General features: G+C 67.5%; 19 protein-coding genes and 1 tRNA gene. 17 read left to right on the forward strand and 3 right to left on the reverse strand.

Annotated features, from left to right (window positions below; all coding sequences use genetic code 11):
• Nucleotides 1-39: 39 nt before the first annotated feature.
• The 14 genes from holA (at nucleotide 40) to AC1DGW_RS04445 (ending at nucleotide 13,806) form a co-directional block, all read left to right on the forward strand.
• Entirely contained in the window at nucleotides 40-1,083 is a 1,044-nt protein-coding gene (gene holA / locus AC1DGW_RS04380; RefSeq protein ID WP_478019844.1) for a DNA polymerase III subunit delta, read from the forward strand.
• A gap of 2 nt (nucleotides 1,084-1,085) precedes the next feature.
• Entirely contained in the window at nucleotides 1,086-1,790 is a 705-nt protein-coding gene (gene nadD / locus AC1DGW_RS04385; protein ID WP_478019846.1) for a nicotinate-nucleotide adenylyltransferase, read from the forward strand.
• A gap of 58 nt (nucleotides 1,791-1,848) precedes the next feature.
• Nucleotides 1,849-2,262 carry a ribosome silencing factor gene (gene rsfS, locus AC1DGW_RS04390; RefSeq protein ID WP_478019848.1) on the forward strand — a complete coding sequence of 138 codons (414 nt, stop codon included), beginning with the start codon at nucleotides 1,849-1,851 and terminating at the stop codon, nucleotides 2,260-2,262.
• Between the two features lie 75 nt (nucleotides 2,263-2,337).
• The gene (rlmH, locus tag AC1DGW_RS04395; protein ID WP_273082062.1) at nucleotides 2,338-2,808 is read left to right on the forward strand and encodes a 23S rRNA (pseudouridine(1915)-N(3))-methyltransferase RlmH; all 471 of its coding nucleotides are present in this window, start codon (nucleotides 2,338-2,340) and stop codon (nucleotides 2,806-2,808) included.
• 518 nt (nucleotides 2,809-3,326) lie between these two features.
• Nucleotides 3,327-4,052 (forward strand): hypothetical protein, encoded by a 726-nt coding sequence (locus AC1DGW_RS04400; RefSeq protein WP_478019850.1) that lies wholly within the window; start codon nucleotides 3,327-3,329, stop codon nucleotides 4,050-4,052.
• A gap of 288 nt (nucleotides 4,053-4,340) precedes the next feature.
• Nucleotides 4,341-4,490 carry a hypothetical protein gene (locus tag AC1DGW_RS04405; RefSeq protein ID WP_478019852.1) on the forward strand — a complete coding sequence of 50 codons (150 nt, stop codon included), beginning with the start codon at nucleotides 4,341-4,343 and terminating at the stop codon, nucleotides 4,488-4,490.
• Nucleotides 4,491-4,551: 61 nt separating this feature from the next.
• Nucleotides 4,552-7,065, forward strand: coding sequence for a YadA-like family protein (locus AC1DGW_RS04410; protein ID WP_478019854.1), 2,514 nt, complete (start codon nucleotides 4,552-4,554; stop codon nucleotides 7,063-7,065).
• 365 nt (nucleotides 7,066-7,430) lie between these two features.
• Nucleotides 7,431-7,904, forward strand: coding sequence for a GyrI-like domain-containing protein (locus AC1DGW_RS04415; protein WP_478019856.1), 474 nt, complete (start codon nucleotides 7,431-7,433; stop codon nucleotides 7,902-7,904).
• Nucleotides 7,897-8,319, forward strand: coding sequence for a hypothetical protein (locus tag AC1DGW_RS04420; protein ID WP_478019858.1), 423 nt, complete (start codon nucleotides 7,897-7,899; stop codon nucleotides 8,317-8,319). The genes AC1DGW_RS04415 and AC1DGW_RS04420 overlap by 8 nt, the downstream gene beginning before the upstream one ends.
• Nucleotides 8,320-8,329: 10 nt before the next feature.
• On the forward strand, nucleotides 8,330-8,734 hold the full coding sequence (locus tag AC1DGW_RS04425; RefSeq protein ID WP_478019861.1) for a GFA family protein: 405 nt from the start codon (nucleotides 8,330-8,332) through the stop codon (nucleotides 8,732-8,734).
• A 213-nt stretch (nucleotides 8,735-8,947) separates the two neighbouring features.
• A complete protein-coding gene (locus AC1DGW_RS04430) occupies nucleotides 8,948-9,229 on the forward strand; it encodes a hypothetical protein (protein WP_478019863.1) in 282 nt (93 codons plus the stop codon).
• Nucleotides 9,229-9,525: a hypothetical protein gene (locus tag AC1DGW_RS04435; RefSeq protein ID WP_478019865.1), complete on the forward strand. Its 297-nt coding sequence runs from the start codon at nucleotides 9,229-9,231 to the stop codon at nucleotides 9,523-9,525. Before AC1DGW_RS04430 ends, AC1DGW_RS04435 begins: the two co-directional genes overlap by 1 nt.
• A gap of 438 nt (nucleotides 9,526-9,963) precedes the next feature.
• A complete protein-coding gene (locus AC1DGW_RS04440; protein ID WP_478019867.1) occupies nucleotides 9,964-13,065 on the forward strand; it encodes a TonB-dependent receptor in 3,102 nt (1,033 codons plus the stop codon).
• 664 nt (nucleotides 13,066-13,729) lie between these two features.
• Nucleotides 13,730-13,806: transfer RNA gene (locus AC1DGW_RS04445), tRNA-Asn, on the forward strand.
• 129 nt (nucleotides 13,807-13,935) lie between these two features.
• Here AC1DGW_RS04445 and AC1DGW_RS04450 read toward each other — a convergent pair.
• The 3 genes from AC1DGW_RS04450 to AC1DGW_RS04460 form a co-directional block, all read right to left on the reverse strand.
• Nucleotides 13,936-16,767: a TonB-dependent receptor gene (locus AC1DGW_RS04450; protein WP_478019869.1), complete on the reverse strand. Its 2,832-nt coding sequence runs from the start codon at nucleotides 16,765-16,767 to the stop codon at nucleotides 13,936-13,938.
• A 182-nt stretch (nucleotides 16,768-16,949) separates the two neighbouring features.
• The gene (locus tag AC1DGW_RS04455; protein WP_478019871.1) at nucleotides 16,950-17,615 is read right to left on the reverse strand and encodes an energy transducer TonB; all 666 of its coding nucleotides are present in this window, start codon (nucleotides 17,613-17,615) and stop codon (nucleotides 16,950-16,952) included.
• A gap of 202 nt (nucleotides 17,616-17,817) precedes the next feature.
• Nucleotides 17,818-18,552, reverse strand: a complete 735-nt coding sequence (locus AC1DGW_RS04460) for an SIMPL domain-containing protein (RefSeq protein WP_478019873.1) — start codon at nucleotides 18,550-18,552, stop codon at nucleotides 17,818-17,820.
• Nucleotides 18,553-18,773: 221 nt separating this feature from the next.
• On the opposite strand from AC1DGW_RS04460, the gene AC1DGW_RS04465 reads away from it, so the two are divergent.
• From AC1DGW_RS04465 to AC1DGW_RS04475, 3 genes are all read left to right on the forward strand, one after another.
• Nucleotides 18,774-19,349 carry a Maf family nucleotide pyrophosphatase gene (locus AC1DGW_RS04465; protein ID WP_478019876.1) on the forward strand — a complete coding sequence of 192 codons (576 nt, stop codon included), beginning with the start codon at nucleotides 18,774-18,776 and terminating at the stop codon, nucleotides 19,347-19,349.
• A 4-nt stretch (nucleotides 19,350-19,353) separates the two neighbouring features.
• Nucleotides 19,354-20,844 carry a ribonuclease G gene (gene rng, locus AC1DGW_RS04470; protein WP_478019878.1) on the forward strand — a complete coding sequence of 497 codons (1,491 nt, stop codon included), beginning with the start codon at nucleotides 19,354-19,356 and terminating at the stop codon, nucleotides 20,842-20,844.
• A 132-nt stretch (nucleotides 20,845-20,976) separates the two neighbouring features.
• A complete protein-coding gene (locus AC1DGW_RS04475) occupies nucleotides 20,977-24,798 on the forward strand; it encodes a YhdP family protein (protein WP_478019880.1) in 3,822 nt (1,273 codons plus the stop codon).
• The last annotated feature ends 24 nt before the right edge of the window (nucleotides 24,799-24,822 follow it).

Below are 24,822 nucleotides of genomic sequence, written 5' to 3' on the forward strand. Positions count from 1 at the left end.
TGCCGACGATGGCTGCACCGGCGCACGGGCGCTGAAGCGATGGAACTCCGTCCCGAACAGCTCACCAGCCAGGCCGGCGCACAGCCGCTGGCCCCGGCCTACCTGATTGCCGGCCCGGAACTGCTGCGGGTGCTGGAAGCGGCCGATGCGGTACGCGCCAGGGCGCGCGCCGAAGGCATCGGCGAGCGCGAAGTGTTCGATGCCGACGGGCGCGATTTCGATTGGGGCCAGCTGGCGTCCAGCTTCAACGCGCCGAGCCTGTTCAGCGCGCGGCGGCTGGTCGAACTGCGCCTGCCCAGCGGCAAGCCGGGCAAGGAGGGTGCGGAGGTCATCAGCGAGTTCTGCGCGCAGCCGCCGGCCGACGTGGTGCTGCTGATCACCGCCGGCGAGTGGAGCAAGTCGCACCACGGCAAATGGGCCGACGCGGTGGCGCGCATCGGCGTGCTGTCGGTGGCATGGGCGATCAAGCCGCATGAGCTGGGCGACTGGATCGAACGCCGCCTGCGTGCCAAGGGGTTGCGTGCCGAACCGGCCGCCGTGCAGCGCCTGAGCGAGCGCGTCGAAGGTAACCTGCTGGCCGCCGCGCAGGAAATCGACAAGCTCGCGCTGTTGGCCGAGGGCCGGACCCTGGACGTGGCGAGGATGGAGGCGCTGGTCGCCGATGCGGCGCGCTACGACGTGTTCCGGCTGGTCGAGGCGGCGTTCTCCGGGCAGCCGCCGGCGGTCATCCGCATGCTTGCGGGGCTGCGCGCCGAGGGCGAGGCGGTGGCCGCGCTGACGCCGATCCTGATCCGCGAACTGCTGATCACCGCCGGGCTGGCGCGGGTGCAGGCCAGCGGCGGCAACCTCGCCGGCGAGATGAAGGCGCGCGGCATCTGGGAGTCGCGGCAGGCGCCGTTCAAGCGCGCGCTGCAGCGGCACCCCGCGCCGCAGCGCTGGGAGCGCTTCGTGGCCGAGGCCGGGCAGGTCGACCGCATGGCCAAGGGCCGCGCCGAGGGTGACCCGTGGCTGGCGCTGGAGCGCCTGCTGCTGGCCGTGGCCGAAGCGCAGGCGGTACGCCTGCTGGCCCGCGGGACGCGCTGACCGTGATCTCCGCGCCGGGGCCACGCGCAGGCCGGCCCGATCCGGATCTGCTGCTGATCTACGGCGGCACCTTCGACCCGGTCCACAACGGCCACCTGGCCATCGCCCGCTGCGCGCGCGACGAGTTGCATGTGCCGGTGCGGCTGATGCCGGCCGCCGATCCGCCGCACCGCCCGCCGCCGGGCGCCGATGCACGGCAGCGCACGCGCATGCTGGAACTGGCGGTCGCCGCTGAGCCCGGCCTGCAGGTCGATCGCCGCGAACTGCGGCGTGCCGCGCGCCAGCCGGGCCTGCCTTCGTGGACCGTGGACACGTTGCGCGAAATCCGTGGCGAGATCGGCGTCGTCGCCCCGGTGGCGCTGTTGATGGGCGCCGACAGCCTGTTGGGCCTGCCGACCTGGCATGAATGGGAACACCTGCTCGACTTGGCGCACTTCGTGATTGCCGAACGCCCCGGCAATGCGCTGGACGGGCAGTTGCCAGAAGTACTGGCTGCACGGTTGCGCGGTGCCTGGGCGGACGATGCCGCGTGCCTGCGCGAGCGGCCGGCCGGCCGGGTCTGGCGACTGCACCAGCCGCTGCACGCCGAATCGGCCACCGCCGTGCGCGGCCTGATCGCCGGCGGCGGCGACTGGCGCGGCCTCGTGCCGGATGCCGTGGCCGCCTACATCACCGCCCACGGCCTGTACGGCTGCGCCACGGCGTGAATGCCGGGCGGGGCCGGGTTCTCTATAATCGCCCCTTCATTCATCGAGTTCCGCCGCTTTGACCACCGAAGCCCAAGTCATCAAGACCCAGTTGCCCAATCCGCCGCCGTCCGTTCCGGCCCTGCTGGCTTCCGTCCATGCCGGACTGGAAGAACTCAAGGCCAAGGATGTCGTGGAGATCGACGTCCGCGGCAGATCCAGCGTCGCGGATTTCATGGTCATCGCTTCGGGCACCTCGACCCGCCACGTCAAGTCCATCGGCGACGAAGTGGTGCGTTTCGCCAAGAACCTGGGCGTGATGCCGCTGGGCGTGGAAGGCGAGCGCGAGGCCGAGTGGGTGCTGGTGGACCTGGGCGACGTGATCGTCCACGTGATGCTGCCGCGCGTGCGCGAGTTCTACGCGCTCGAGCGCCTGTGGACGGTGGGCGACCAGCCGCCGTCCGCCGACGGGGAAGAGCAGGAAGCCGGCTGATCCACCCGGCGGGTACCTCGCGACGGCGCCGCAGGGCGCCGTCTTCGTTTTCGACGCCATGCCGGGAGCCGCGCCATGAAAGCCAGATTGATCGCCACCGGGGAACGCGCGCCGTCATGGGTGGCGCAGGGATTCGCCGAGTACCAAAAGCGCCTGTCGCACTGGCTGCCGCTGGAACTGGTCGAGATCGAGCCGGGCCTGCGCGGCAAGGGCCGCGACCCGAAGCGCGCCATCGAGGACGAGGGCAGGCGCGTGCTGGCGGCGCTGCCGAAGAATCCGTACGTGGTGGCGCTGGATGTGCCCGGCCGCCAGCTCAGTTCCGAACAGCTCGCCCAGCGCCTGGAACACTGGCGCGCGCAGGGCCGCGACCTCGCGTTCCTGATCGGCGGCCCGGAAGGGCATTCGCCCGAGGTATCGGCGATCGCCGACGAGAAATGGTCGATCGGCCCGTTGACACTGCCGCACATGCTGGTGCGGCTGGTCGTCGCCGAACAGCTTTACCGCGCCGCGGCGATGTTGGCCAACCATCCCTACCACCGGGCCTGATGCCTGCGATGTGGGAGCAGGCTTTGCCCGCGATGGGTTTGTAGGCCGGTCCCTCCGCAACAGCCCGCACGCCCGCATGCCGGGATTTCAACGCAAAGCCCATCGCCGCTGAAGCGGCTCACCTGCGCGCGCATGAATGCCGCAATGCGTGGATGCAGAGCCTGCTCCGCAAGCGGCTGTGCCGCGTGTGCCGGGCAAGCTCGGCACACGCAACTTCGTGCATTGCGCAAGGATCGACGAAGGAGGCTCGACAGCGGGCGGTGGCAGGCATGGCGGCGTTGGGCTTCCGCCTCCTGCTGGCTGCATTCGCAGGAACAGGCTTTGCCTGCGGTGGGCCTGCCTGATGGCACTCATCGCCGCTGGAGCGGCTCCCCGCAGCGCCCCCTGTCGAAAGTCATGGTGACTTCCGGTTGCGCTCCGCGGTGACACGGACTTGAAGCACTCGGACCGTGCCGTGCGCGCCACTACCTTGGCGTCCACGGCTCGACGCCGGTGTCATCCGTTCTGTAGGCCCGACCATGCAAGCAAGCATTCACATCCTCCCGCGCCTGCGCAGTCTGCCGCTGCTGTTGCTGCTGTTGTCCGGCAGCGCGGCCGCGCAGGTCGCGCCCATGCCTGACCCCGCCGCCTACCTCGCGATGAATGGCGGCGGTGGCGAGGCCCGCCTGGAAGACGCCGAGGCTTCCTGCGAGCAGTTGTATGCGGAGGCCCGACAGCTGGAGCAGCAGATCGCCGCGCTGCCCAAGCCCGCGGATCCGGGCGAGCTGGCCAGGCGCATGCAGGCCAACATGGAAAACGCGCAGAAATCGATGATGGCCGGGCAGCGCGTGCGCGGCGTCGGCTCCTCCCTGCTGGCGATGGTCCCGGGTGTCGGCGGCATGGCCGCCAGCGCACTGGGGGGATTGGCGGGTCGCGCCAGTATGGATGGGCTCAACAAGGCGATGGAAAAGAACATGGACGAGCAGCAGGCCTACATCGACGCGGCGATGGCTGCGGACCGCCTGCACGGCCGCCAGCAGCACGTGACCAACCTGTTTGTCTCGAAGGGCTGCAGGCCATCGCAACTGAACCGGCAACGGGCGGGGGCGGACGCGCGCACGCTGGCCGGCGACAAGGACGAAGACGATGCCGTGCCGGCGGCCATTCCCGTCCAACAGGAGCCGGCACTGATGATGCCGGTAGATCCTTCCGGACCGGCCGTACCAGGTACGCCCGCTGCCGTGAACGACGAACCCGACGATTGACTCCTGCTGCCGCCCGCGGCAATCGAACGGCTTTCCGGCGCATTCCTGTTTCCTCTTCCGCTCCCGGCCATGCCTGCGCTCCCCCCTTGAGTGCAGGCTGGCCCGGAGCGGCTCCGGAAAGCCGCGCCGCAGGGCACCCCGAGATTCACAGACTCCCACTGGCGCGCCTGCGCGCCGGCCCGGCATGCCATTGCCAGCGCAAGGAAAGAAAACCATGCAGTACCCGAACTCCGCACGCATCCGGGCCATGCAGAACGGGCCGGCGGCAACCACGACACCCGCATCGGCGTGGGTCTGGGCAACGGCAACGGCAACGGCAAATCCGCGCCCGCGATGGGCGTGCAACACGGCATCGGCATGCGCGCTGCGCTGACGACCGGCGGTGCGTTCGCAAGCAGCGAAAAGCCCGTATCGGCGGGTTTCGGCATCGGCCTGTAACCCGCATCCAACCGCGCTCGACAACGGCGCATCACATCACTTCAAAGATCAAGGGAACACCATGCGTCACTTTCACGTCATCCACAAACACCATCCGCTGGCGCTTGCATTGCTCATCGCGTTCGCGGCCCCGGCTGCCCACGCCGGCAAAGTAGTCAGCGGCACCAACAACAATGCCGATGGCGATGACGCCGTGGTCGCCGGTGGCGAGCGCAACACCGCCGATGGGTTGAGGAGTTTCATTGGCAGTGGTTTCCTGAACCGTACGGCGGGTCAGGAGGCGTTCGTCGGGGGCGGCACGGACAACTCGGCGAACGGCATGTATTCGGTGATCGCCGGAGGAGAAAGCAACAGCATCAGCGCCGATGGTCGCTCGGCCTTCGTCGGTGGAGGGCGCATCAACAGGGCGTGGGGCGAGTACTCGACCATTGCAGGGGGGCGCAAGAACTCGGCCAATGCGAGTTTCGCCACCATCGGCGGAGGTGATGAAAACTGGGCGACGGCGGGGTATGCCACGGTTGCCGGTGGCTTTACCAATCGCGCGATGGCGTATGCGGCCACGGTTGCCGGTGGCTACACAAACACGGCGGGCAAAGTCTATTCGTTCGTGGGCGGAGGCTTCGAGAACACGGCCAACGGGGAGTACTCCGTCGTGACGGGCGGTGCCAGCAACACGGCGTCGGGGAATTTCTCCGTCGTGACCGGCGGGGCCAACAACATGGCAACCGGGCCGTACAGCCAGGCCGGCGGCCACTATGCGTTTGCCACTGGCTACGGCTCGTTCGCATTCGGCACGTGGATCGACCTGAACGGCGATGGTGCGACGACGTTCGAGGAACTCACCCAGGCCAATGGCAACAACAGCATCGCCATCGGTTCGGCGGCGCATGCGCTGGGCGATTTTTCCGTCGCGGTGGGCGCGAAGAATTCGGCGGCCGGCTATGCGGCGGCTTTCGGCCACGAGAACAGGGCGGCTGGCCCCGGCTCGCTTGCGGCAGGCCTGCAAAACACCGCCAGCGCGGACTATTCCACCGCCATGGGCTATGACAACAGGGCCTCGCAGGGCTATGCGACGGCGGTCGGCGTCGGTAACACCCTGGGAGGAACCCAAAGCAATGCCTTCGGTTATCGCAACCTGACCGACGGAGCCTTCGCCTCCGCGCTGGGTAGCAACAACCGTGCTTATGGGCGCAGTTCCAGCGCGGTGGGCGATGGCAACATCGTCAGCGATTTCTATTCCAGCGCGTTCGGCTACCAAAATTACGCCGCGGGCGGTTCTGCCGCGCTTGGCAAAGGCAATGAAGTGATCGGCACCGGCAGCGTCGGTGTCGGCAGTGGCGCGTTGATCGGCCGCTATGCGCGAAATGCGGATGGCAGCATCCGTCTCAACGGCAACGGCAAGCCCGTGGTCGAGCAGGCCGTGAGCTACGCCATCGCCATCGGCGCGAATGACGGCGGCGAGAACACCCGCATCGGCGACGGTGCGACCAGTGCCATCGCGATCGGCCGCACGGCTTCCATCGCGGACGGCGCGATCGATGCCATCGCCATCGGCCACGGTGCGCAGGTGCTGATGCCCGGCAGCGTGGCGATTGGCGCCAACGCGCTGGCAGATCGCGGCCACAGCGTCTCCTTCGGCGCGGCGGACGACGAGCGCCAGTTGATCCACGTCGCCGCAGGTACCGAGGACACCGATGCGGTCAACCTGGACCAGGTGCGTGGACTCGCCAATGTGCTGGGCGGCAGCTATGACAGTTCCGGCGTATTCAGCCATCCCGGGTTCCATATCCAGGGAAGCGCCGTGAATGACGTTGTCTCTGCCTTCAATCTTGTGGACAGCAAGCTGACCGGGCTGAGCAGGCGCATCGACAATCTCAGTGGCGGTGGTGGCGGCATGACGCAGCAGCAGGTGCAGGATATCGCCAACGCCGGCGATGCCAGCACCCTGCAGAGCGCCAAGGATTACACCGACCAGAAGATCGCCAGCGTCGGCGGCATGACCGAGGCGGCGGTGCGCGAGATCGCCGACACCGGTGATGCGTCCACCTTGAGCAATGCCAACCAGCATGCCGATGCCGGTGATGCAAGCACCCTGCAGAGTGCCAAGGACTACACCGACCAGCAGTTGCAGAGTGTCGGCACCATGACCGAAGGCGTGGTCCGCAACATCGCCGCCGAAGGCGACGCGGCCACGCTTGCGTCGGCCAACAGTTACACCGACAGCAGCGCCACGCAGACGCTGACCTCGGCCAAGACCTATACCGACCAGAAATTCGCAGCCTGGAACGACCGCTTCGAAACGCTGCGCGGAGACATGGACCGGCGTTTCCAGCAGCAGGACCGTCGCATCGACCGCATGGCGGCAATGAGCGGTGCGATGGCCGGCATGGCGATGAATACCGCCGGCCTGTCCGGGGAGAACCGCGTCGGTGTCGGCGTCGGTATGCAGGGCGGTGAAAAGGCGATGGCCGTGGGCTACCAGCGCGTGCTGGGCAAGCGTGCCAGCGTGTCGCTCGGCGGTGCGTTTGGCGGAGGCGAGAAGACGCTGTCCGCGGGCGCCGGCTTCAGCTGGTGATGCATTGAAATGAAGCGGACCGGGCATGCGTGCCGGCGCCTGTGAACGGGCATCGGCCGCCGGCTTAGAGTTTCCCGCCCTGTTTTTACGACTGTCCCGGTCCACGGGTGTGGGCCGTTTTCTCTCGGGGGACTGCACATCGGGACCGGGGCCTTTCTGTCGCGTCAATGGCATCCATGCGCCCATATTCCGCGAATGCAGCCAGGGCGGGCGGTGACGAACCTGCAGCATGCCATTGCCGCCACGGCCATGGCTCCTGGAACAGAGGGGGCAGGGGCGCTGGCCCTGCCTGCGCCTGCATGCGGAAAGCCGTAGCGGATGGGATCTCCGCAAAGAGTCCGGATGCTTTCTTTTGGAGGTAGGCCTTGAAAAAAGTCCAGATCGACGAATTTTTCGTCAAGGGCGATGGTGTCAGAACAAGCAACGCCCGGGAAGCCGGGGCCGCGGCGGATATCCCCGGGCTTTGGGCACGGTTTCACGCGGCGCATCCGGACCTGGAGATGCCGATGTATGGCGTCTATTCCGGCTATGAATCCGACGCTTGCGGAGAATTCACCGTTACCGCCGGAACAGAGGTGGAAGGGGCGGAAGAAGGCGCGATCGCGATAAGGTCCGGGACATATCTGGAGTTTTCGGCGGAAGGTGCAATGCCGGCCGCGATCATCCAGGCCTGGGAGGCCGTATGGGCGCATTTTTTGGTGGCCCACCCCTACGCCAGGGCGTACGGGACGGACTTCGAGCAGTACAGCGGCCCCGGGTCTGCGCGTATCTGCATCGGGATAAGGAAGAGCAGCCAAGGCCACGCGGCCTGCATTGGCGGAGAGGTGTCGCATGGATAGGCTTGTCGTGGTGGCCCGCTGGGTCTTCGCTTCGTTCTATACATTCGTGGGTGCTTCATGGTTCTTTTCCAGGTTGTTCGGCATCCCATTGCCGGATCACAAGGGAACACCGGAAGCAGAGGCACTCGTGGCTGCGCTTGCCAGCAGCGGGATTGTCGATCCACTCATCTTCACGACCAGCCTGGCCGGCGGCCTGCTGCTGTTCTTCCGGAGAACCGCTCCTCTCGCGATTGCGGTCCTCGCGCCGCTGGTGACCGGGATTTTTCTCTTCCATCTTGTTCTCAACCAGAGCTGGCCTTGGGGCGTCTTCAATTTCTGCTATCTGGCGATATTGGCCTGGCTGCATCGCTCCGCATTCAAACCGCTGTGGGATCACGGGGTGCCGCCTGCCCTCCAGCCGCGCGACCAACAATGAGAGCCATGAAATGAAGCAGACATGCAGCGGCAGCTGCCATTGCGGAGCCGTCCGCTTCGAGGCGGATATCGATTTCGGAAAAGGCACGGTGAAGTGCAACTGCTCCATCTGCACCAAATCCAGGGCCTGGGTGGCGATCATCCCGCCGGAGGCATTCCGGCTTGTCCAGGGCGGGTCCGAATTGTCCGGCTACCAGTTCGGCCGCATGACCGTTCACCACTGTTTCTGCAGGCACTGCGGCATCCACACCTTCGCACGTGGATTCCACGAGGCCGTTGGCCGGGAGTTCTATACGGTGCCGGTGTCGTGCCTGGACGAGGTGAGCATCGGCGATGTGTTCACGGGTCAGGTGTACTACTCGGATGGGCGCAACGACAACCCTCACCAGGCACCGTCCGAAGTCCGCCATCTGTAGCGCGGTGACGGCCGGGATGTTCTTCCTGCCCTGGCTGACGGAATGCATGCTCACGCATGCAATGCCTCTTTTCCCCGGATTCCCCACGCATGATGGCGACGCGTCGATGGTCCCGGGTACGCGGTTGACGCTTGCCGCCCGTCCGCCGGGCAGCTGCATCACCGATTGCTTTCACCACCAGTCCCATGGCCTTGCCGCACAGGCCCGCGCCAATTGCTGCTGCGCGCCCATCTGGCTTCCATCGACATCTGCGGGTGGGGCGAGCTGCGCGATGGTGCCGATCCGGCCGGGAGGCTGGAAGATGACGGCGCGATCGCACGGGTGATCGCGGCAAGCAGCGGCGAAAGCAAATGCACGCATGGGCGGGAACTGTTTTTCCCGGCAGCGGTGCCGGATCGCGCCACGCCAGGCTTCGCCACGCGATTGCGGGCCGCCTGTCCCGACGGCGTGGACATTTTCTGGAGAATGTGGACGGGCGCTGCATCGATCTGGTGATGCCCCTGCTCAATGCCGGGGCACGCATGCCCTTGTGCGGGCATGATCGACGACGACCGCTGGGCATGTGGATGGGAACCGCCCGCGGGCTCCCTCAACACATGCTGGAACGACAATCGCGTGTGAGCGCCTTCACCCGGCGCGACATCTCCGGCTTGAATCCCCGTTATCTTTCCGATTCCGATTTCGTCAGCGGGATCGGCCTGTTGCTGCAGCGGAAAGCTGCGCTGGCACCAGAAGGTGATGGCGGGACTGGATGCATTGCCGTCCGCCCTGGCACTGCTGGTGCGGGGTGAAAATCGGGGCAAGCCGCGGGTGCGCCTGGATTGGTCATCGGGCGGTCGCTGGGGCCGCCAGGCATTTTCTCCATATGTTTCCGCCGGGCGCCAGAGTGCGGCGTCGTGGGCCCTCGGCCGGGCTTCCCTCAATTCACTTTCTTGCCGGATCGCACTGCCGGTCGCCGCACCGTGGGCGGCTTGTTTTCATGGGCGCATTCCTGCCAGAAGTCATGGTGACCTCCGGCGGCGGCCTGTCGGGGCGGGGACTAGGAGCACTCGGACGCCGCCGGGTGCGGCACTACTTTGCGTCTGCGCCCGCGGTTCCGGACCGGCGCTTTCGATTGCAGGAATGTGGTGTCGGCAATGCCCGGTCAAGCCCCGGGCATGGGTCCGGCCTGCCGCTGTTTTCGCAAGCCCATGCGTGCATCGCAAGCGCATTTCCCATGGAGAGAGTCAATGAAGAAACAGCCAACCATCAAGCGCAGCACCCTTGCGATACTCCTGGCCGCCTGCCTGGCCCAGGGGGCGGTTCATGCGCAGAGCACCACCGGCAGCATCTACGGCACGGTTCCGGCCGGGCAGGGCACCAGCATCGTGGTGCAGAACGACAGTGGCCTGAGCCGCACGATTTCCGTCGAAGCGTCGGGCCGATACAGCCTGGGCAACCTGCCGGTCGGTACCTACACCGTCATCCTGCAGCGCGATGGCCAGACCGTCGACACGCGCAGGGGCGTCACCCTGCGTGTCGGCGCAGGTACGGATGTCTCGTTCGGCAGCGGGGATACCCGCACGCTGGACACGGTGGAGGTCGTGGCCGCGAACGTCCCGAAGGTGGACGTGACCACCACCGATACCCGCACCGTGGTTACCGCCGAGCAGTTGCGGCGGCTGCCGCTGGCGCAGAACGCCGAGGCCATCGCCATGCTTGCACCAGGCGCGGTGGAGGGCAACGACTACCAGTTCGGTCTCGGCAATCATGGTGGCGCGATAGCCTTCGGCGGCGCCAGCGTCGCCGAGAACGCCTATTACATCAACGGCTATTTTTCAGGTACGCCAACCACCAATGTGGGCGGCTACAGCCTGCCGTACGGTTCGATCGCGCAGCAGGAAACCTATACCGGCGGATACAGCGCCAAATATGGCCGTTCCGTCGGTGGCATCATCAGCCAGGTGGGAAAGAGCGGCAGCGACGAGGTGCACTTCGGCGGGCAGATCACCTGGTCGCCCAAGCGGATGCGGGCCAGTTCGCCGGACCGCTATTACCCGAACGAGTCCTTCCCGGTGGTGGCCGGGCATCAATACCAGTACATCAACCCGGCATTGGCCGGGGCGCTTTACAGCCGCGGTGACGAGAATTTCAAATGGGGCAGCACCTACAGCGGCTATGTCAGCGGCCCGCTCATCAAGGATCGTCTGTATGGTTTCGTGGCTGGTGAGGTCGACATCGGCAATGATGTGAAGGCGCCCACGGCCGCCGGTGGCGGCAAGCTTCTGGTGCAGCGCTCGCGCGACCCCAAGCTCTATGCGAAGTTGAACTGGAACATCAGCGACGACCATCTGCTCGAATACACCTACATGGGGCGGGGGTATCACGACCAGGGTGACTACTACCGGTACGATTTCCCGACCGCGACACGCGGCGCCTATCTGGCTCCCTACGGAAAGACCCGCGAGAACGACGAGTTCTCCATCACCAAGTACACCGGTTTCCTCACCGATACGCTGACCGTCAACGCCACCTATGGCCGGCAGCGGCTGTCCTATCTGGAGCAGGGCGGGATTCCGGCGATGGAACTGCCCTACATCAGCGGCGGTACGTATCAGAATCCCGCCTACTGGCCGGCCGGTACGCCAACCAGTGGCATCACCAATGCACAGTCCACGGTGTCGGAGACCGATGCGCGCGACTACACCACCGGCCTGCGCGCCGAGCTGGAATGGGTGATTGGCGACCACACCCTGGTCGGCGGTATCGACAACATGAAGTTCACCGCCCGCAACGAGGGCAGCACGCAGAAGGGCGATTACTGGATCTACGGGAAATCGAACCCGGCGTTGCCGATCAACGAGGATCTGGACGTGGGGGCGCCTGGTGGCGAGGGCTATTGGGTCGATCACTACACCTATTCGACCGCCACTTCGATGTCGCTCAAGCAGCAGGCCTACTACCTGGAGGACCGCTGGCAGGTGAGCGACGACATCATGCTGTCGCTGGGCCTGCGCAACGACAAGTTCACCAACTACAACGTGGCCGGAAAGCCGTACGTGGCCAGTGGCGACCAGTGGGCGCCGCGCCTTGGCGCCAGCTGGGACGTGTTCGGCGATTCCACGCTGAAGGTATTTGCCAACGCCGGGCGTTATTTCCTGGCGATGCCCAATGAGGTGGCGGTGCGTGGCGCGGCGGCGGCCTACCATACGGACGAATACTTCACCTATACCGGTATCGCCGCGGACGGTTCGCCAACCGGCCTGACGCGGGTGCCGACCGTGGGTGGCAACCCTGCCGGGCCGGGCGAGGTTTCGGCCAACCACGAATTCGGGCAGGCGAAGGACCCGGCGACGGTTGCCGCCAGCAATCTCAAGAGCCAGTTCCAGGACGAATACATCCTCGGTTTCGAGAAAACCCTGGGCAACAGCTGGCTCTATGGTGGCAAGTTGACCTACCGAGACCTGAAGAGCGCCATCGACGATATCTGCGATGCGGATGCAATGCTGGACAAGATCGCCGCGCTCGGCGATTCGGCCAAGGTGGATGCCGACGCCGTATACGGCATCGGCTGCTGGCTCGGCAATCCCAATGCCACCAATACCTTCAAGCTGGCCAATGCCGACCATACGGGCTACTACACGCTGTCGATGTCGCCTTCGGACTGGGGCTGGCCGTCCAGGCTCAAGCGTACGTATACCGCGGTGGATCTGTTCCTTGAGCATCCCTTCGATGGCAAATGGGAAGGCCGCATCGACTACACGTGGAGCAAGAACAAGGGCAACACCGAAGGCCCGGCCAATACCGACACCGGGCAGGGCGGCTCGGAGCACGATTCCGGCGTTTCGCTCAGCCAGAACTGGGACATCGCCGCGATCATGATGCATGCGGACGGCTACCTGCCGAACGACCGCCGCCACCAGATCAAGGCACGCGGCAGCTATGCGATCAGCCCGGAATGGACGGTCAGCGGCAACCTGCGGATCATGTCGGGCAGTCCGATCAACTGTTTCGACTATTACGGCGAGGGCGGCGCGCCGCTGAGCGATCCGCTCGGCTATCGCGGCAGCTACCACACCTGCTTCGGCGAAGCGTCGGCCCCGGGCAAGAAGTACCTGCCGTGGACGCGCCAACTGGATCTCGGCGTGACCTACCGCCCGGTCGCCTTCGGCGACATGCTGGCGGTGAGCGTGAATGTGTTCAATGTGTTCAACCAACGCGAGACCACGTACATACAGAGCAAGGTGCCGGGCAGTCGTGGTGCGCCCTACACGGTGGTCAACACCTACAACATGCCGTTGAGCTTCCAGACGCCGCGCTATGTGATGTTCTCGGTGTCGATGGACTACTGACGGGACGGGGAGTGAATGTCCGGCCTTCGAGGCCGGTCCCGCATGCCGGCGCCATGGTGCGCCGGCATGCGGATGCTGTTCCTGCGCTGCCTTCAATGAAGATCACGGGATGGAAGAGTCCGTGAAGACAGGCGTCCCTGCTGGGCGATCCGGCTCGAGGCGGATATCGATTTCAAAGCGGGTGGAGCGGGCGCAGTTGCTCCATCATCATCAAGACCAGGATAGGTCGGCCATCGTCACACCCGATATCTCGTTCTGCTCAAGGCGCGGTCAGGCTGTCCGGCCGGTTGTCCGGCCCCGGGCTCGTTCATCGCCGCCGTTGCGGGGGTACCGTGTTTTCCCGTTCGAACGTGGGCGTCATGCGCCGATGGGTAGGGATATCTGCTCCATACCGGGGCTCGCGCTTGATCTGTGGGCGTCGATGGGTGTCCGGGGCGCGCGTCCGCAGCAGGGACGGATGCAATGACGACCTTCTCCCTTCTTCCAGGATCCGCCATCCACGATGCATGGGCAGCCGGGAATCCCGCAGGGAATCCCGTTCAGGCTGATGCCCGCCAACTCCCGGGGACGGTTCTTGCCACATGGCGTGCCACGGGAGCGCAAGGAAGCCGGCCGTACTGGCCACTACCATTGCGGATGAGGTTCATATAGAATTCGCGTCCCCGCCCGAATAGCTCAGCCGGTTAGAGCACTTGACTGTTAATCAGGGGGTCGTTGGTTCGAGTCCAACTTCGGGCGCCAGATTCGAAAGGCCTGCATCGCGAGATGCGGGCTTTTTTGTTGTGCGCTTTTTGCCGGGCCAGCATTCCTGGCCGGGAATGCAAAGGCCCGGGCATGCCCGGGCCTTTGCGGTTCGCGATCCGCGATGGGTCAGTTGAAGGTGTATTTGGCGCCCAGCGTGTAATAGCGGCCGATGGCGCCGCTGTAGTGCAGCGGGTTGTAGTTGACTGCGCCGTAGGTCAACGGATCGAGTGGAGCGATGCGGTCGGTGAGGTTCTGTACCGAGCCAAAGACCTCGAAGGCATCGGTGACGCGCCAGCGTCCGGACAGGTCGATGGTGTAGAACGAGGCCAGCTTGCAGCCCTCCGGGGCGTCCGTGCCGTCGGTGAAGTGGTTGGCGCAGCTGTCGCCCTTGAAGGCGACGTTGTCCATGCTGCCGATGTAGTTGGCGATGGCGCTCACGCTGAAACGGTCGAGATCCCAGGTGAGGCCCAGGTTGATGCGGTCCTTGGGCGTGCCGATGCAGTTGGTGACGTCGCAGTTGCCGTGCGTGCCGGCGTACTCGTATATGGCGCCGTTGCCATCGTCTCGCTTGAACGAGTTGATGCGCGTCCACTGCAGGTCCGCCACCAGCTTGCCGTAGTTGCCCATGGGGACGCGCTGGCGGATGTCGAAATCGAAGCCGCGCACCGTGGTCTGTGCGGAGTTGATGTAGTCCACGCTCACCGCCAGCAGGCTGCCGCTGTTGGGAATGCCCGGCAGGTCGTTGTCCGAACGGATGCCGCGGCCGGCGGCTAGGGCCTGGTCCGTGTCGCCCTGGTTGATCTCGTTGGTGCGCTTGATCTGCCAGGCATCGAAGGTCAGCGTGGTGGTCGAGGTCGGGTCCAGCACCACTCCGGCGGTGTAGCTCTTGGATTTCTCCGGCTTCAGGTTCGGATTGGCCGAGGTGATGATGGCCAGGTTGACGGCGCAGTCCGCGGCGGTGGCGCCCGGCACGGGCGTGCCACCGGGGCAGCGGACCGGATCGCGCGCGGTGCTGAAGGCCGCCAGTCCGCCATCGCCGGATTCGGCCGCGCCCGGGGCGCGGAAGCCCTCGGCATAGGTCGCGCGCAATGCGATCCAGTCGGCGGGGGTCCATTTCACGCCGAGCTTGGGGGTGGTGGCGGTGTCGCCCCCTTCATACTTGTCGACGCGGAAGGCGCCGGACAGTTCGAGGGAGGGCAGCACCGGCGCCACCATTTCCACGTAGGCGTCGGTCACCTTCTGCGTGCCCCGGTAGGCCGAATAGCCCAGGCCGATGATGTCGCCGATATCGGTATAGGTCTGCGGATCGAGCTGCGCTTTCTGCCGGCGGTACTCGGCACCGAAGGCCAGCCCCAGCGGGCCGCCGCGCAGGTCGGTGAGGCTGCGCGAGGCCTTGAAGTCGATCATGTCCAGGCTGGTGTAGGCATTGGCGCGGATCGTGGGCGAGATGTAGTCGTACAGGGCCTGCGAGTTGCGCCCGGCATCCGAACCTATGTACCACCAGCCGACCGGGCTGTTCGGGTCGGTCAGTGCCGTGCGCACATGGCTGTAGCGCAGGAATCCCCTGCGCTCGTTGACCAGCTGCGTGGCCGAATGCAGATAGGCGGTATCGATATCCCAGCTGCCGACCGTTCCCTTCACGCCGACCAGGAAGCGCGTGAACTCGTTGGTATTGGTGGTGACGCGCGGGCCTACGTCGAAGGCGGCATAGCGCAGGCGCGCATCCACGCCCAGCGGATTGTCAGGGTGGCCGGCCCCGAGCACGGTGGCGCCACTGCCACTGCTGGCATTGACCGGCCCGCCGGGATACCCCCACGAGCCGGAGACGCCGCTCGGGGTGTTGTAGAACTCGGTCTTCTTCTTCGAGTAGCCGAACTCGCCGTACAGCTCGAAGTTGTCCGACAAGGCGAAGGTGCCGCGCGCGAACAGGTTGCCGAATTCCTCGCTCGGGCTGAGGCTGCGGAAATCCTGGGTTTCCCACAGGCAGCCACCGCCGGCATCGGGAGGGTTGATCTTCGAGAACTGCGCGCATCCGGGCAGGGACTGGTAGATCCCTGTCAGCGGATCGCGGATGCTGCCCACCGGCGAGTTGCCGGCAACCGTGCCGCCGGCGGTGATGGCGCCGTTGAGCGGAAAGAACTGACCGCCGGCGATGCGGTCATAGCCGTAGGGGCTGAGATCGCCGTTGCCGATCCACTTGCGGTTGCGCCGGTCGGAGATGCGGATGCCGTCGGTCTTGCTGACATCCAGGCTGATGAAGGCATTGAAGCCGTCCTCGGCCAGGTTGCCGATGCCTGCGGTCAGCGACCCCTTGCGGGCGTTGCCGTCGCTGTCGCCGGACATGCCATAGGACGCCTTGGCGATGGCGCCGGTGAAATCACTGCGCAGGATGATGTTGACCACGCCTGCGATGGCGTCGGAACCGTAGATGGCCGATGCGCCATCCTTGAGCACTTCCACGCGCTCGACGGCATCCATCGGGATGACGCTGAGGTCGGTGAATACCTTCTGGCCATCGTCGGCCAGGCCGTATGGCGCCATGCGGCGGCCATTGAGCAGCACCAGGGTCGAGGCTGCGCCGAGGCCGCGCAGCGAGATGCCGGAGCCGCCGCCGGCGAAGCCGGTGCCGAAACTCTTCGGGATGGAACCGGCGCCGTCGCTGGTCAGGGTCTGCAGGTACTCGGCGATGGTGGCCTTGCCGGTGCGGTCGATTTCCTGGCGGGTGATCACCTGCACCGGCGACGCGGTTTCCGTGGTCACCCGTGGAATGTTGGATCCGGTGACGGTAATGCGATCCAGGTTGGTGGTTTTTTCATCCGGGGCGTTCTGGGCGAAAGCCGCCGGGGCGGTGAAGGCCAGCGCCGCCGGCACCAGCAGCAGGCGCGCGAGGCTGGCGGAGATGGAATCGCAGAGGCGGTTCTGGCGGCAGGCGGGCTGCCGATGGGTCGGATGTTTCACAGTCTTCTCTCCAGGGGAACTGCGGCAGGAGACCGCCGGAAAGGCGGCCGGGGGACATCGACGGCCGCGAATCTAGGTTTTCCCCGGGTGAGATGAAGGTGAAAAATCGATTAATAGGCGGGCTTCCAGAGATGGCCCGCAAGGAAGCGTTCAGCTGCGCTTCCCTACGGGCCGGAAGGGCCTCAATTCAGCTTGAAATCGACCGGTACCAGGCCATAGGCCTGTACAGGGCGGCCGCTGTCGGTGGCCGGCTGGAACTTCCACTGCCGCAGCACCTGGGCGCGCGCGGCATTGTCGAGGCTGCGGTTGCCGCTGCTGCGCTCCACGCTCACTTCCAGTGGCGAGCCATCCACGCCGACCAGTACACGCAAGGTCACCGTGCCCTGCGCGCCGACACGCAGGGCGTCACGCGGGTAGGCGGGCGCGGGGGCATGCAGGTAGCGCAGCTGCACGCCCGCCAGCGGCGCCGGTGGCGCGATCGAATCGGCGACCGGGCCGGTGTCGACGGGCGTGCCAAGGTCGGCGGGTTGCGGGATGACCGCTTCGGTGGCGAAGACCGGCATCGGCGCGTTGTCCACCGGAGCGGGCAGGGTGTGCTGCGTCGGCGGCGGTGTCTGCCTGACCACCGGGACCGGTGCAGGCGGCGGAGGCGTCGGCACCACGGGGACGATTTCCGGCAGCTGCCAGCGCGGTTCCTGGCGGACGGCGTCGCTGCGGATGGGAACCTGCGACAGCGGAATCAGCAGAAGTCCCGCCGCCAGCGCGTGCAGGGCGATGGCCGTGCTGTAGGCGAGGATGCGGGAGGTGTCGAAACGGATCGGGGAAATGCCGGATTGCGTGCGGACCATGTGCCACCTCCATGCGAGGGTGTGTGCTGGAGAACAACGCTCGGTGACGCGGGACGGGGTTGCGTTGGGTTCCGGCCCGCGTGGAGCCAGTGCGCCTGCAAACCGGCGATCCGGCAAGCGGGGACGGATTTTCCGCTCAGCTGCCAGACAGGAAAACGGCGCCCGCAGGCGCCGCTTCTTGGGAACAGGATGTACAGGCGGATCAACGGCCCAGTTCGAACACCACGTCCAGGCTGACCGACAGCGTGGTCTCGCCCGGCGCTACCGCCGTGTCCATCTCGGCCTTGGCCGAACGCGCCATCGCCATCATCGGCATCGGCGGACGGAAGCCGCCGCTGCTGCCTTCGGAGATGCTGACGATGCGGCGCACGCGCAGGCCCAGCGACTTGGCGTAGGTCTCGGCGCGGGCCTGGGCCTTCTTCAGCGCGGCCACGCGGGCTTCGTCGTACACCGGCTCGGGCTGGTCGATCTCGAAGCTCGGGCCGTTGATCTGGTTGGCGCCCTGCGCGGCCAGACTGTCGAGCACCTTGCCCAGCTTGGCGATGTCGCGCACCTTCAGGCTGACGGTGTTGCTGGCCTGGTAGCCGATGATCTTCGGCGCCTCGTTGTCGGCATAGCGGTACTGCGGGCTCAGGTTGATGCCGCTGGTCTGGATGTCGCGCTCGGCGATGCCGGCGGCCTTGATCGCGGCCATCACCTTGTCCATCTGCACCGCGTTCTCGCGCATGGCCGTATTGCCGTCGGCGGCCTGGGTGACCACGCCGGCCGACAGCACGGCCACGTCCGGTACGCGTCGCGCCTCGGCCTGGGCGGAAATGTTGAGCACGGTGGCATCGCTGGCCACGACGGCCGGGGCGTTCTGGGCATGGGCGGTCATCGGGGCTCCCGAAGCGAAGGACAGGGCGAGCAGCAGCGGGGCGAGGGTGGAATGGCGCATGTGGATCCTCCTTGGATGGATGCGAGGGTGGTGCGGTGGCGATGAACGGGCGGTGAGACCGGACGGGGTCGCGATGGTGGCGGCGGCTTTGCCGATCGTTCAGCCTGGCCCTCCACCCTGCAATGGAGCAAAGCGTAGGCGGGAACGGCCATGCATGGCGAGCTGCCCGTGCGTGCCGGATGGCAGGCGCGGCTGCAACGGGCGCAGGTTATGCTTCGCCGATGCTCTATCTCGCTTCCCGCTCTCCCCGCCGCAACGAACTGCTCGCACGCCTGGACATCCCGTTCCGCGCGCTGGACCTGGACGTACCGGAAATCCGTGGCGCCGACGAACCGCCGGCGGCCTATGTGCGCCGCGTCGCGCTGGACAAGGCGCACGCCGGCCTGGCGCGGGTCACCGACGACCCGCGGGCGGTGGTGCTCGGCTCGGATACCGAAGTCGTCCTGGGCGACCGGGTCTACGGCAAGCCAGCCGACGCCGCGGATGCCGTGGCCATGCTGCGCTCGCTGGCCGGGCGCAGCCACCAGGTCGTCACCGCGGTGGCGCTGGTGGCGGAGGGGCGCGAGGAACTGATCGTCGTCGAATCGGAGGTGACGTTCGCGGCGATGGCCGAGGACGAGATTGCCGCCTATGTCGCCAGCGGCGAACCGATGGGCAAGGCCGGCGCCTACGCCATACAGGGCGGCGCCGAACGCTGGATCAGCCGGCTCGCGGGCAGCTATTCGGGCGTGATGGGGTTGCCGTTGCAGCAGACCGCCGCCCTGCTGCGCGGGTTCGGCGCGACAGGGAAGGATTGAACGGATGTCCGAAGAAATACTGGTGAACGTCACTCCGCGCGAAACCCGCGTGGCGGTGATCGAGAACGGCATGCTGCAGGAGCTGCACATCGAGCGCGGCTGGCGCCGTGGCGTGGTCGGCAACATCTACAAGGGGCGGGTGCAGCGGGTGATGCCGGGCATGCAGGCGGCCTTCGTCGAGGTCGGGCTGGAGCGCGCCGCGTTCCTGCATGCCAACGACGTGGTGCGGCCGGCGCCGGTGGCCGCCGATACCGATGAAACCGCGCCCAGCCTGCCGCTGCCGTCGTCGGTGCCTATCGTCGAGCTGCTGCGCGACGGCCAGGACGTGGTGGTGCAGGTGGTCAAGGACCCGATCGGCACCAAGGGCGCGCGCCTGACCACGCAGATCAGCATTCCCTCGCGCTACCTGGTGCTGCTGCCGCAGTCGAAGATGGTCGGGGTATCGGCGCGGATCGAGGACGAGGCCGAGCGCGCCCGGCTCAAGACGCTGGTGACGGAGATCTCCGCCCAGCATGGCGGCTACGGCTACATCGTGCGCACCAATGCCGAAGGCCAGCCGGCCGAGGCGCTGGCCGAGGACATCTCCTACCTGTCGCGGGTCTGGAACGTGGTCGAACGCCGCGGCCGCGAGGCGCCGCCGCGCAGCATCATCTACGAGGACCTGAGCCTGCCGCTGCGCTCGGTGCGCGACCTGATCCGCAAGGACGTGGAGAAGGTGAAGGTCGACTCGAAGGAGACCTTCGCCCAGCTGCAGGCCTTCGTCGCCAAGTACATGCCGGTGCTGGCCGAGAAGCTGGAGCTGTACACCGGCGACCGCCCGATCTTCGACCTGTACGGCGTGGAGGACGAGATCGGCCGAGCGCTGGACAAGCAGGTGCCGCTCAAGTCCGGCGGTTACCTGGTCATCGACCAGACCGAGGCGATGACCACCATCGACGTCAACACCGGCTCCTTCCTCGGCCAGCGCAACCTGGAAGAGACCGTGTTCCGCACCAACCTGGAGGCGGCGCAGGCGGTGGCGCGGCAGCTGCGGCTGCGCAACCTCGGCGGCATCATCATCATCGACTTCATCGACATGGTCGATCCCGAGCACCGCCGCCAGGTGCTGCGCACGCTGGAGAAATCGCTGGCGCGCGACCACGCCAAGACCACGGTCTACGACTTCTCGCCGCTGGGCCTGGTGGAAATGACCCGCAAGCGCACGGTCGAGAGCCTGGAGCGGCAGCTGTCCGAGCCCTGCCCGGAATGCAGCGGGCGCGGCAGCATCAAGACCACCGAGACCGTCACCTACGAGATCTTCCGCGAGATCACCCGCGCGGTGCGCCAGTTCGACGCCGCGCGGCTGCTGGTGATCGCCTCGACCAAAGTGGTGGCGCGCATCACCGACGAGGAGTCGGCGGCGGTGGCCGAGCTGGAGGAGTTCCTCGGCAAGAGCATCCGCTTCCAGGCCGACGACCAGTACCTGCAGGAGCAGTTCGACGTGGTCCTGCTGTAGCGGGGCACCGGGAGCCGCTGCCAGGCAGCGGCTGGCAGGGACGGCGGGAAGGCCGTTGCATTGCGATTCCGGCTGCGACAGGCATTCTTTCCCACTTTCCTCCCGTTCTCCGCCCCTCCGGTCCCGTTCCCGATGCCCGTGCTGTCGCGCTACCGCTTCCGCCACCTGCGCCGCCATGCGATCTATGCGCTGGCCGTGGTGCTGGTGGTCGTGGCCGTGCTGGTGGGCAGCCTCAGCCAATTGCTGCCGCTGGTGGAGCGGCACCCGGACAAAGTGGCGGCCTGGCTGAGCGAACGCGCCGGCCAGCCGGTGGCGTTCGAACGCCTGGACACCGCCTGGACCCGGCGTGGGCCGTTGCTGCGGCTGGACGGCCTGCGCATCGGCCAGGGCGAAGGCGTGCGCATCGGCCAGGCCGAGGTGCTGGTGTCGCTGTACTCCGGTCTGCTGCCGGGCGCGCCGCTGACCGAGCTGCGCCTGCGCGGACTGGCGCTGACCCTGCAACGGGCCGACGACGGCCGCTGGTCGGTGCGCGGCCTGCCCAGTGCCAGCGACGCCGGCGACCCGCTGGAAACCCTGCGCCGGCTCGGCGAGCTGCAGGTGATCGGCGGCCGCCTGCGGCTGGATGCGCCCTCGCTGGGTCTGGACGCGGAGCTGCCGCGGATCGACCTGCGCCTGCGCGTTGATGGCACGCGCCTGCGCGCCGGTGCCCGCGCCTGGATCGCCACCGACGCCGCGCCGGTGACCGCGGTGCTCGACTTCCAGCGCCAGCGCGGCGATGGCACCGCCTGGATCGCCGCGGCGCCGGCCGACCTGTCCGCGTGGAGCGCGCTGCTGCATTTCGGCGGCATCGACGTGCGCCAGGGCACCGGCACGGTCCGCAGCTGGGTGGCGCTGAGCGATCACCGCGTGGCCTCGGTCATCGCCGACGCCACGCTGGAGAAGGTGGAATTGGCGGGCGCGCCGTTCGCCGCCGGCGGCAAGGCGCCGACCACCCGCTTCGACAGCCTGCAACTGCGCGCGCGCTGGCGGCACGAAGGCGCCGACTGGCGCGTGGATGCGCCGCAACTGCGGGTCGCCACCGGCAAGGACGGCACGCAGGTGCTCGACGGCCTGCACCTGGGCGGCGGGCACGATTTCGCGCTGCGCGGCCGGCGCATCGATGCGACGCCGCTGTTGCGGATCGCCGCGCTCAGCGACGCGGTGGAGCCGGGGCTGCGCCAATGGCTGCTCCATGCCGCGCCGGTCCTGCGTCTGGCCGATGTGGACATCGCCGGCCAGGTGGGCGGTGCCATGCACGGCACCGGCGAACTGGAGGAAGCCGCGTTCGCCCCGGTCGGCGACAGCCCGGGGCTGAGCGGGCTGCGAGGCCGCTTCGAGGGCGACGGCCAGGCAGTGGCGCTGCGGCTGCAGCCGGCCCACGCCATGCGTTTCGACTGGCCGACCGGTTTCGGCGTGGTCCACGACCTGAAACTGGACGGGCAGGCGGTGGTCTGGCGCGAAGGCGCCGGCTGGCGCGTGGCCACGCCGGCGATGCGCGTGCAGGGCAATGATTACGCCGCCAACGTGCGCGGCGGCCTGTGGTTCCAGGGCGATGGCACGCGGCCGTGGATCAACGTGGCGGCGGAGCTGGACGATGTGCCGATCACCGCCGCCAAGGGGTTCTGGGTGCGCTCGCACATGAGCCAGGCGGCGGTGGACTGGCTGGACGGCGCGCTGGTGGACGGACAGCTGCGCGGCGGCACCGGCCTGGCGGTGGGCGACCTCGACGACTGGCCGTTCGACGGCAACGACGGCCGCTTCGAGGCGGGCGGACGCATCGACAACGGCACCCTGCGTTTCTCGCACGACTGGCCGGCCATGACCGGCGTCGATGCCGACATCGCCTTCATCGCCAACGGGTTCGCGCTGCAGGGCAAGGGCAACCTCGGTGGGGTCAAGGTCGATGCTTTCCGCGCCGGCATCGCCGACTTCCACGAATCGCTCCTGAAAGTGGACGCGCGCACCCTCGACGACAGCGGACACCTGCTGGCGCTGCTGCGGCGCAGCCCGCTGCATGCCGCCTACGGCGATACGCTGGACGCGTTGAGCGCCAGCGGGCCGGCCGCGGTCAATTTCGGCCTGTCGCTGCCGCTGCACGAGGGCGAAGGCCGGGTCAACGGCGACGTGGAACTGCGCGGCGCGACCCTGGCCGACCGCCGCTGGGACCTGCGTTTCGACAATGTGCGCGGCAAGGCCGAATACGGCAGCGACGGCTTCCGCGCGCCGGCGCTGCAGGTCCGCCACAAGGAGCACGACGGCGTGCTGTCGCTCAGCGCGGGCACGCCGGTAAGCGACCCGGGCAATGCCTTCGAGGCGGAACTGACCGCCTCGCTGGGCGCCACGGATCTGCTGGACCGCGCGCCGGAACTGAAGTGGCTGCAGCCCTATGTGCACGGCACCTCGCGCTGGACCATCGGCGTGGCGCTGCCGAAAACGCCCGAAGGCAGTCACAGCGAGCCGCCGACCACGCTCAGCCTGCGCTCGGACCTGCAGGGCACGCGGCTGCAGCTGCCGGCGCCGCTGGACAAGCCGGCCGCCGATGTCCTGCCGACCCGGGTGACCGCCAGCCTGCCGCTGGGCAGCGGCACCACCGAGGTCGCCTTCGGCCGGCGCATGGCGCTGGCCGCGCGCACCCGCAACGGCCGGACCGGTGTACAGGTGACCATGGGCAGCGACCGGGTGAGCCGCGAGCCGCCGGCCGACGGGCTGGTGGTGGATGGCCGCACGCCGTCGCTGGACGCGCTGGAGTGGATCACGCTGGCGCGCGGGCAGGGTGACGGCGGCGATGCCGATGGCGTCGCGCTGAAGCAGGTGGACGTGCTGGCCGACCAGCTGCTGCTGGTCGGCGGCCGCTTCGACCAGACCCGGCTGCGCCTGCGCCCGGGCAATGGCGCCGTCGCGGTGCAACTGGAGGGGCCGGCGCTGGCCGGCGACCTGCTGGTGCCCGAGGCCGATGGCGGCACCGTCAGCGGCACGCTGGCGCGGGTGCACTGGCAGGCGGCAACGGCCGCGGCCGGCGAGGCGGGCGACCATCCGGCCGAGCCGGTCAACCCGGCGAAAATCCCCCCGTTGTCGCTGGATATCGGCGACCTGTCCTTCGGCAAGGCCGAACTGGGGCAGACCACGCTGCGCACCCGCCCGCTGGCCGATGGCCTGCAGGTGTCGCAGCTGCGGTTCCGCTCGCCGAAGCAGGCCATCGACGTGACCGGCCAATGGCGCGGCACCGGCGCACAGGCGCGGACCGGCTTCGAAGCGAGCGTGCACAGCGAGAACCTGGGCGGGCTGCTGGACAACCTTGGCTATGGCGGGCAGTTGCGGGGCGGCCAGGGACAACTGCAGTTCAACGCCGGCTGGGACGGTGCGCCGTCCGCGTTCAACCTGGCCGGGCTGGAAGGCACGCTGGACATCGACATCCGCAACGGCCAGATCCTGGAGGTCGAGCCGGGGGCGGGACGGGTGCTGGGCCTGCTCAGCATCGCCCAGCTGCCGCGCCGGCTGATGCTGGATTTCCGCGATTTCTTCTCCAAGGGGCTGGCGTTCAACCAGGCCGAGGGCCGGGTGGCCTTCGGCGACGGGCTGGCCCGCACCGACCGCATCGGCATGCAGGGCCCGGCGGCGGACATCGCCATCCGCGGCCAGGCCGACCTGCGCGCGCAGCGGTTCGACCAGACCATCGAGGTCAACCCGCGCTCGGGCAACCTGCTCACCGTGGTCGGTGCCGTCGCCGGCGGCCCGGTCGGCGCGGCCGTGGGCGCGGCCGCCAACGCCGTGCTGGGCAAGCCGCTGGGCGAGATCGGCGCCAAGACCTACCGCGTCACCGGCCCATGGTCCGACCCGAAGGTGGAAGTAGTCGACCGCGATGCCCCGCGCCTGCCGCCGCCGGCGGTGAGCCCGGCCAGCGCCGGCACGCTTTGACCGCTTCTGCCGCATGCTTGCGAA

Source organism: Stenotrophomonas sp. 05N423 (assembly GCF_056397145.1).

What these genes read in the sequence shown, in the direction of transcription:
- holA (WP_478019844.1), top strand. Translation starts at nt 40, where the DNA reads ATGGAACTCCGTCCCGAACAGCTCACCAGCCAGGCCGGCGCACAGCCG.
- rlmH (WP_273082062.1), top strand. Translation starts at nt 2,338, where the DNA reads ATGAAAGCCAGATTGATCGCCACCGGGGAACGCGCGCCGTCATGGGTG.
- AC1DGW_RS04400 (WP_478019850.1), top strand. Translation starts at nt 3,327, where the DNA reads ATGCAAGCAAGCATTCACATCCTCCCGCGCCTGCGCAGTCTGCCGCTG.
- AC1DGW_RS04410 (WP_478019854.1), top strand. Translation starts at nt 4,552, where the DNA reads ATGCGTCACTTTCACGTCATCCACAAACACCATCCGCTGGCGCTTGCA.
- AC1DGW_RS04420 (WP_478019858.1), top strand. Translation starts at nt 7,897, where the DNA reads ATGGATAGGCTTGTCGTGGTGGCCCGCTGGGTCTTCGCTTCGTTCTAT.
- AC1DGW_RS04425 (WP_478019861.1), top strand. Translation starts at nt 8,330, where the DNA reads ATGAAGCAGACATGCAGCGGCAGCTGCCATTGCGGAGCCGTCCGCTTC.
- AC1DGW_RS04435 (WP_478019865.1), top strand. Translation starts at nt 9,229, where the DNA reads ATGCCCCTGCTCAATGCCGGGGCACGCATGCCCTTGTGCGGGCATGAT.
- AC1DGW_RS04440 (WP_478019867.1), top strand. Translation starts at nt 9,964, where the DNA reads ATGAAGAAACAGCCAACCATCAAGCGCAGCACCCTTGCGATACTCCTG.
- AC1DGW_RS04455 (WP_478019871.1), bottom strand. Translation starts at nt 17,615, where the DNA reads ATGGTCCGCACGCAATCCGGCATTTCCCCGATCCGTTTCGACACCTCC.
- AC1DGW_RS04460 (WP_478019873.1), bottom strand. Translation starts at nt 18,552, where the DNA reads ATGCGCCATTCCACCCTCGCCCCGCTGCTGCTCGCCCTGTCCTTCGCT.
- AC1DGW_RS04465 (WP_478019876.1), top strand. Translation starts at nt 18,774, where the DNA reads ATGCTCTATCTCGCTTCCCGCTCTCCCCGCCGCAACGAACTGCTCGCA.
- rng (WP_478019878.1), top strand. Translation starts at nt 19,354, where the DNA reads ATGTCCGAAGAAATACTGGTGAACGTCACTCCGCGCGAAACCCGCGTG.
- AC1DGW_RS04475 (WP_478019880.1), top strand. Translation starts at nt 20,977, where the DNA reads ATGCCCGTGCTGTCGCGCTACCGCTTCCGCCACCTGCGCCGCCATGCG.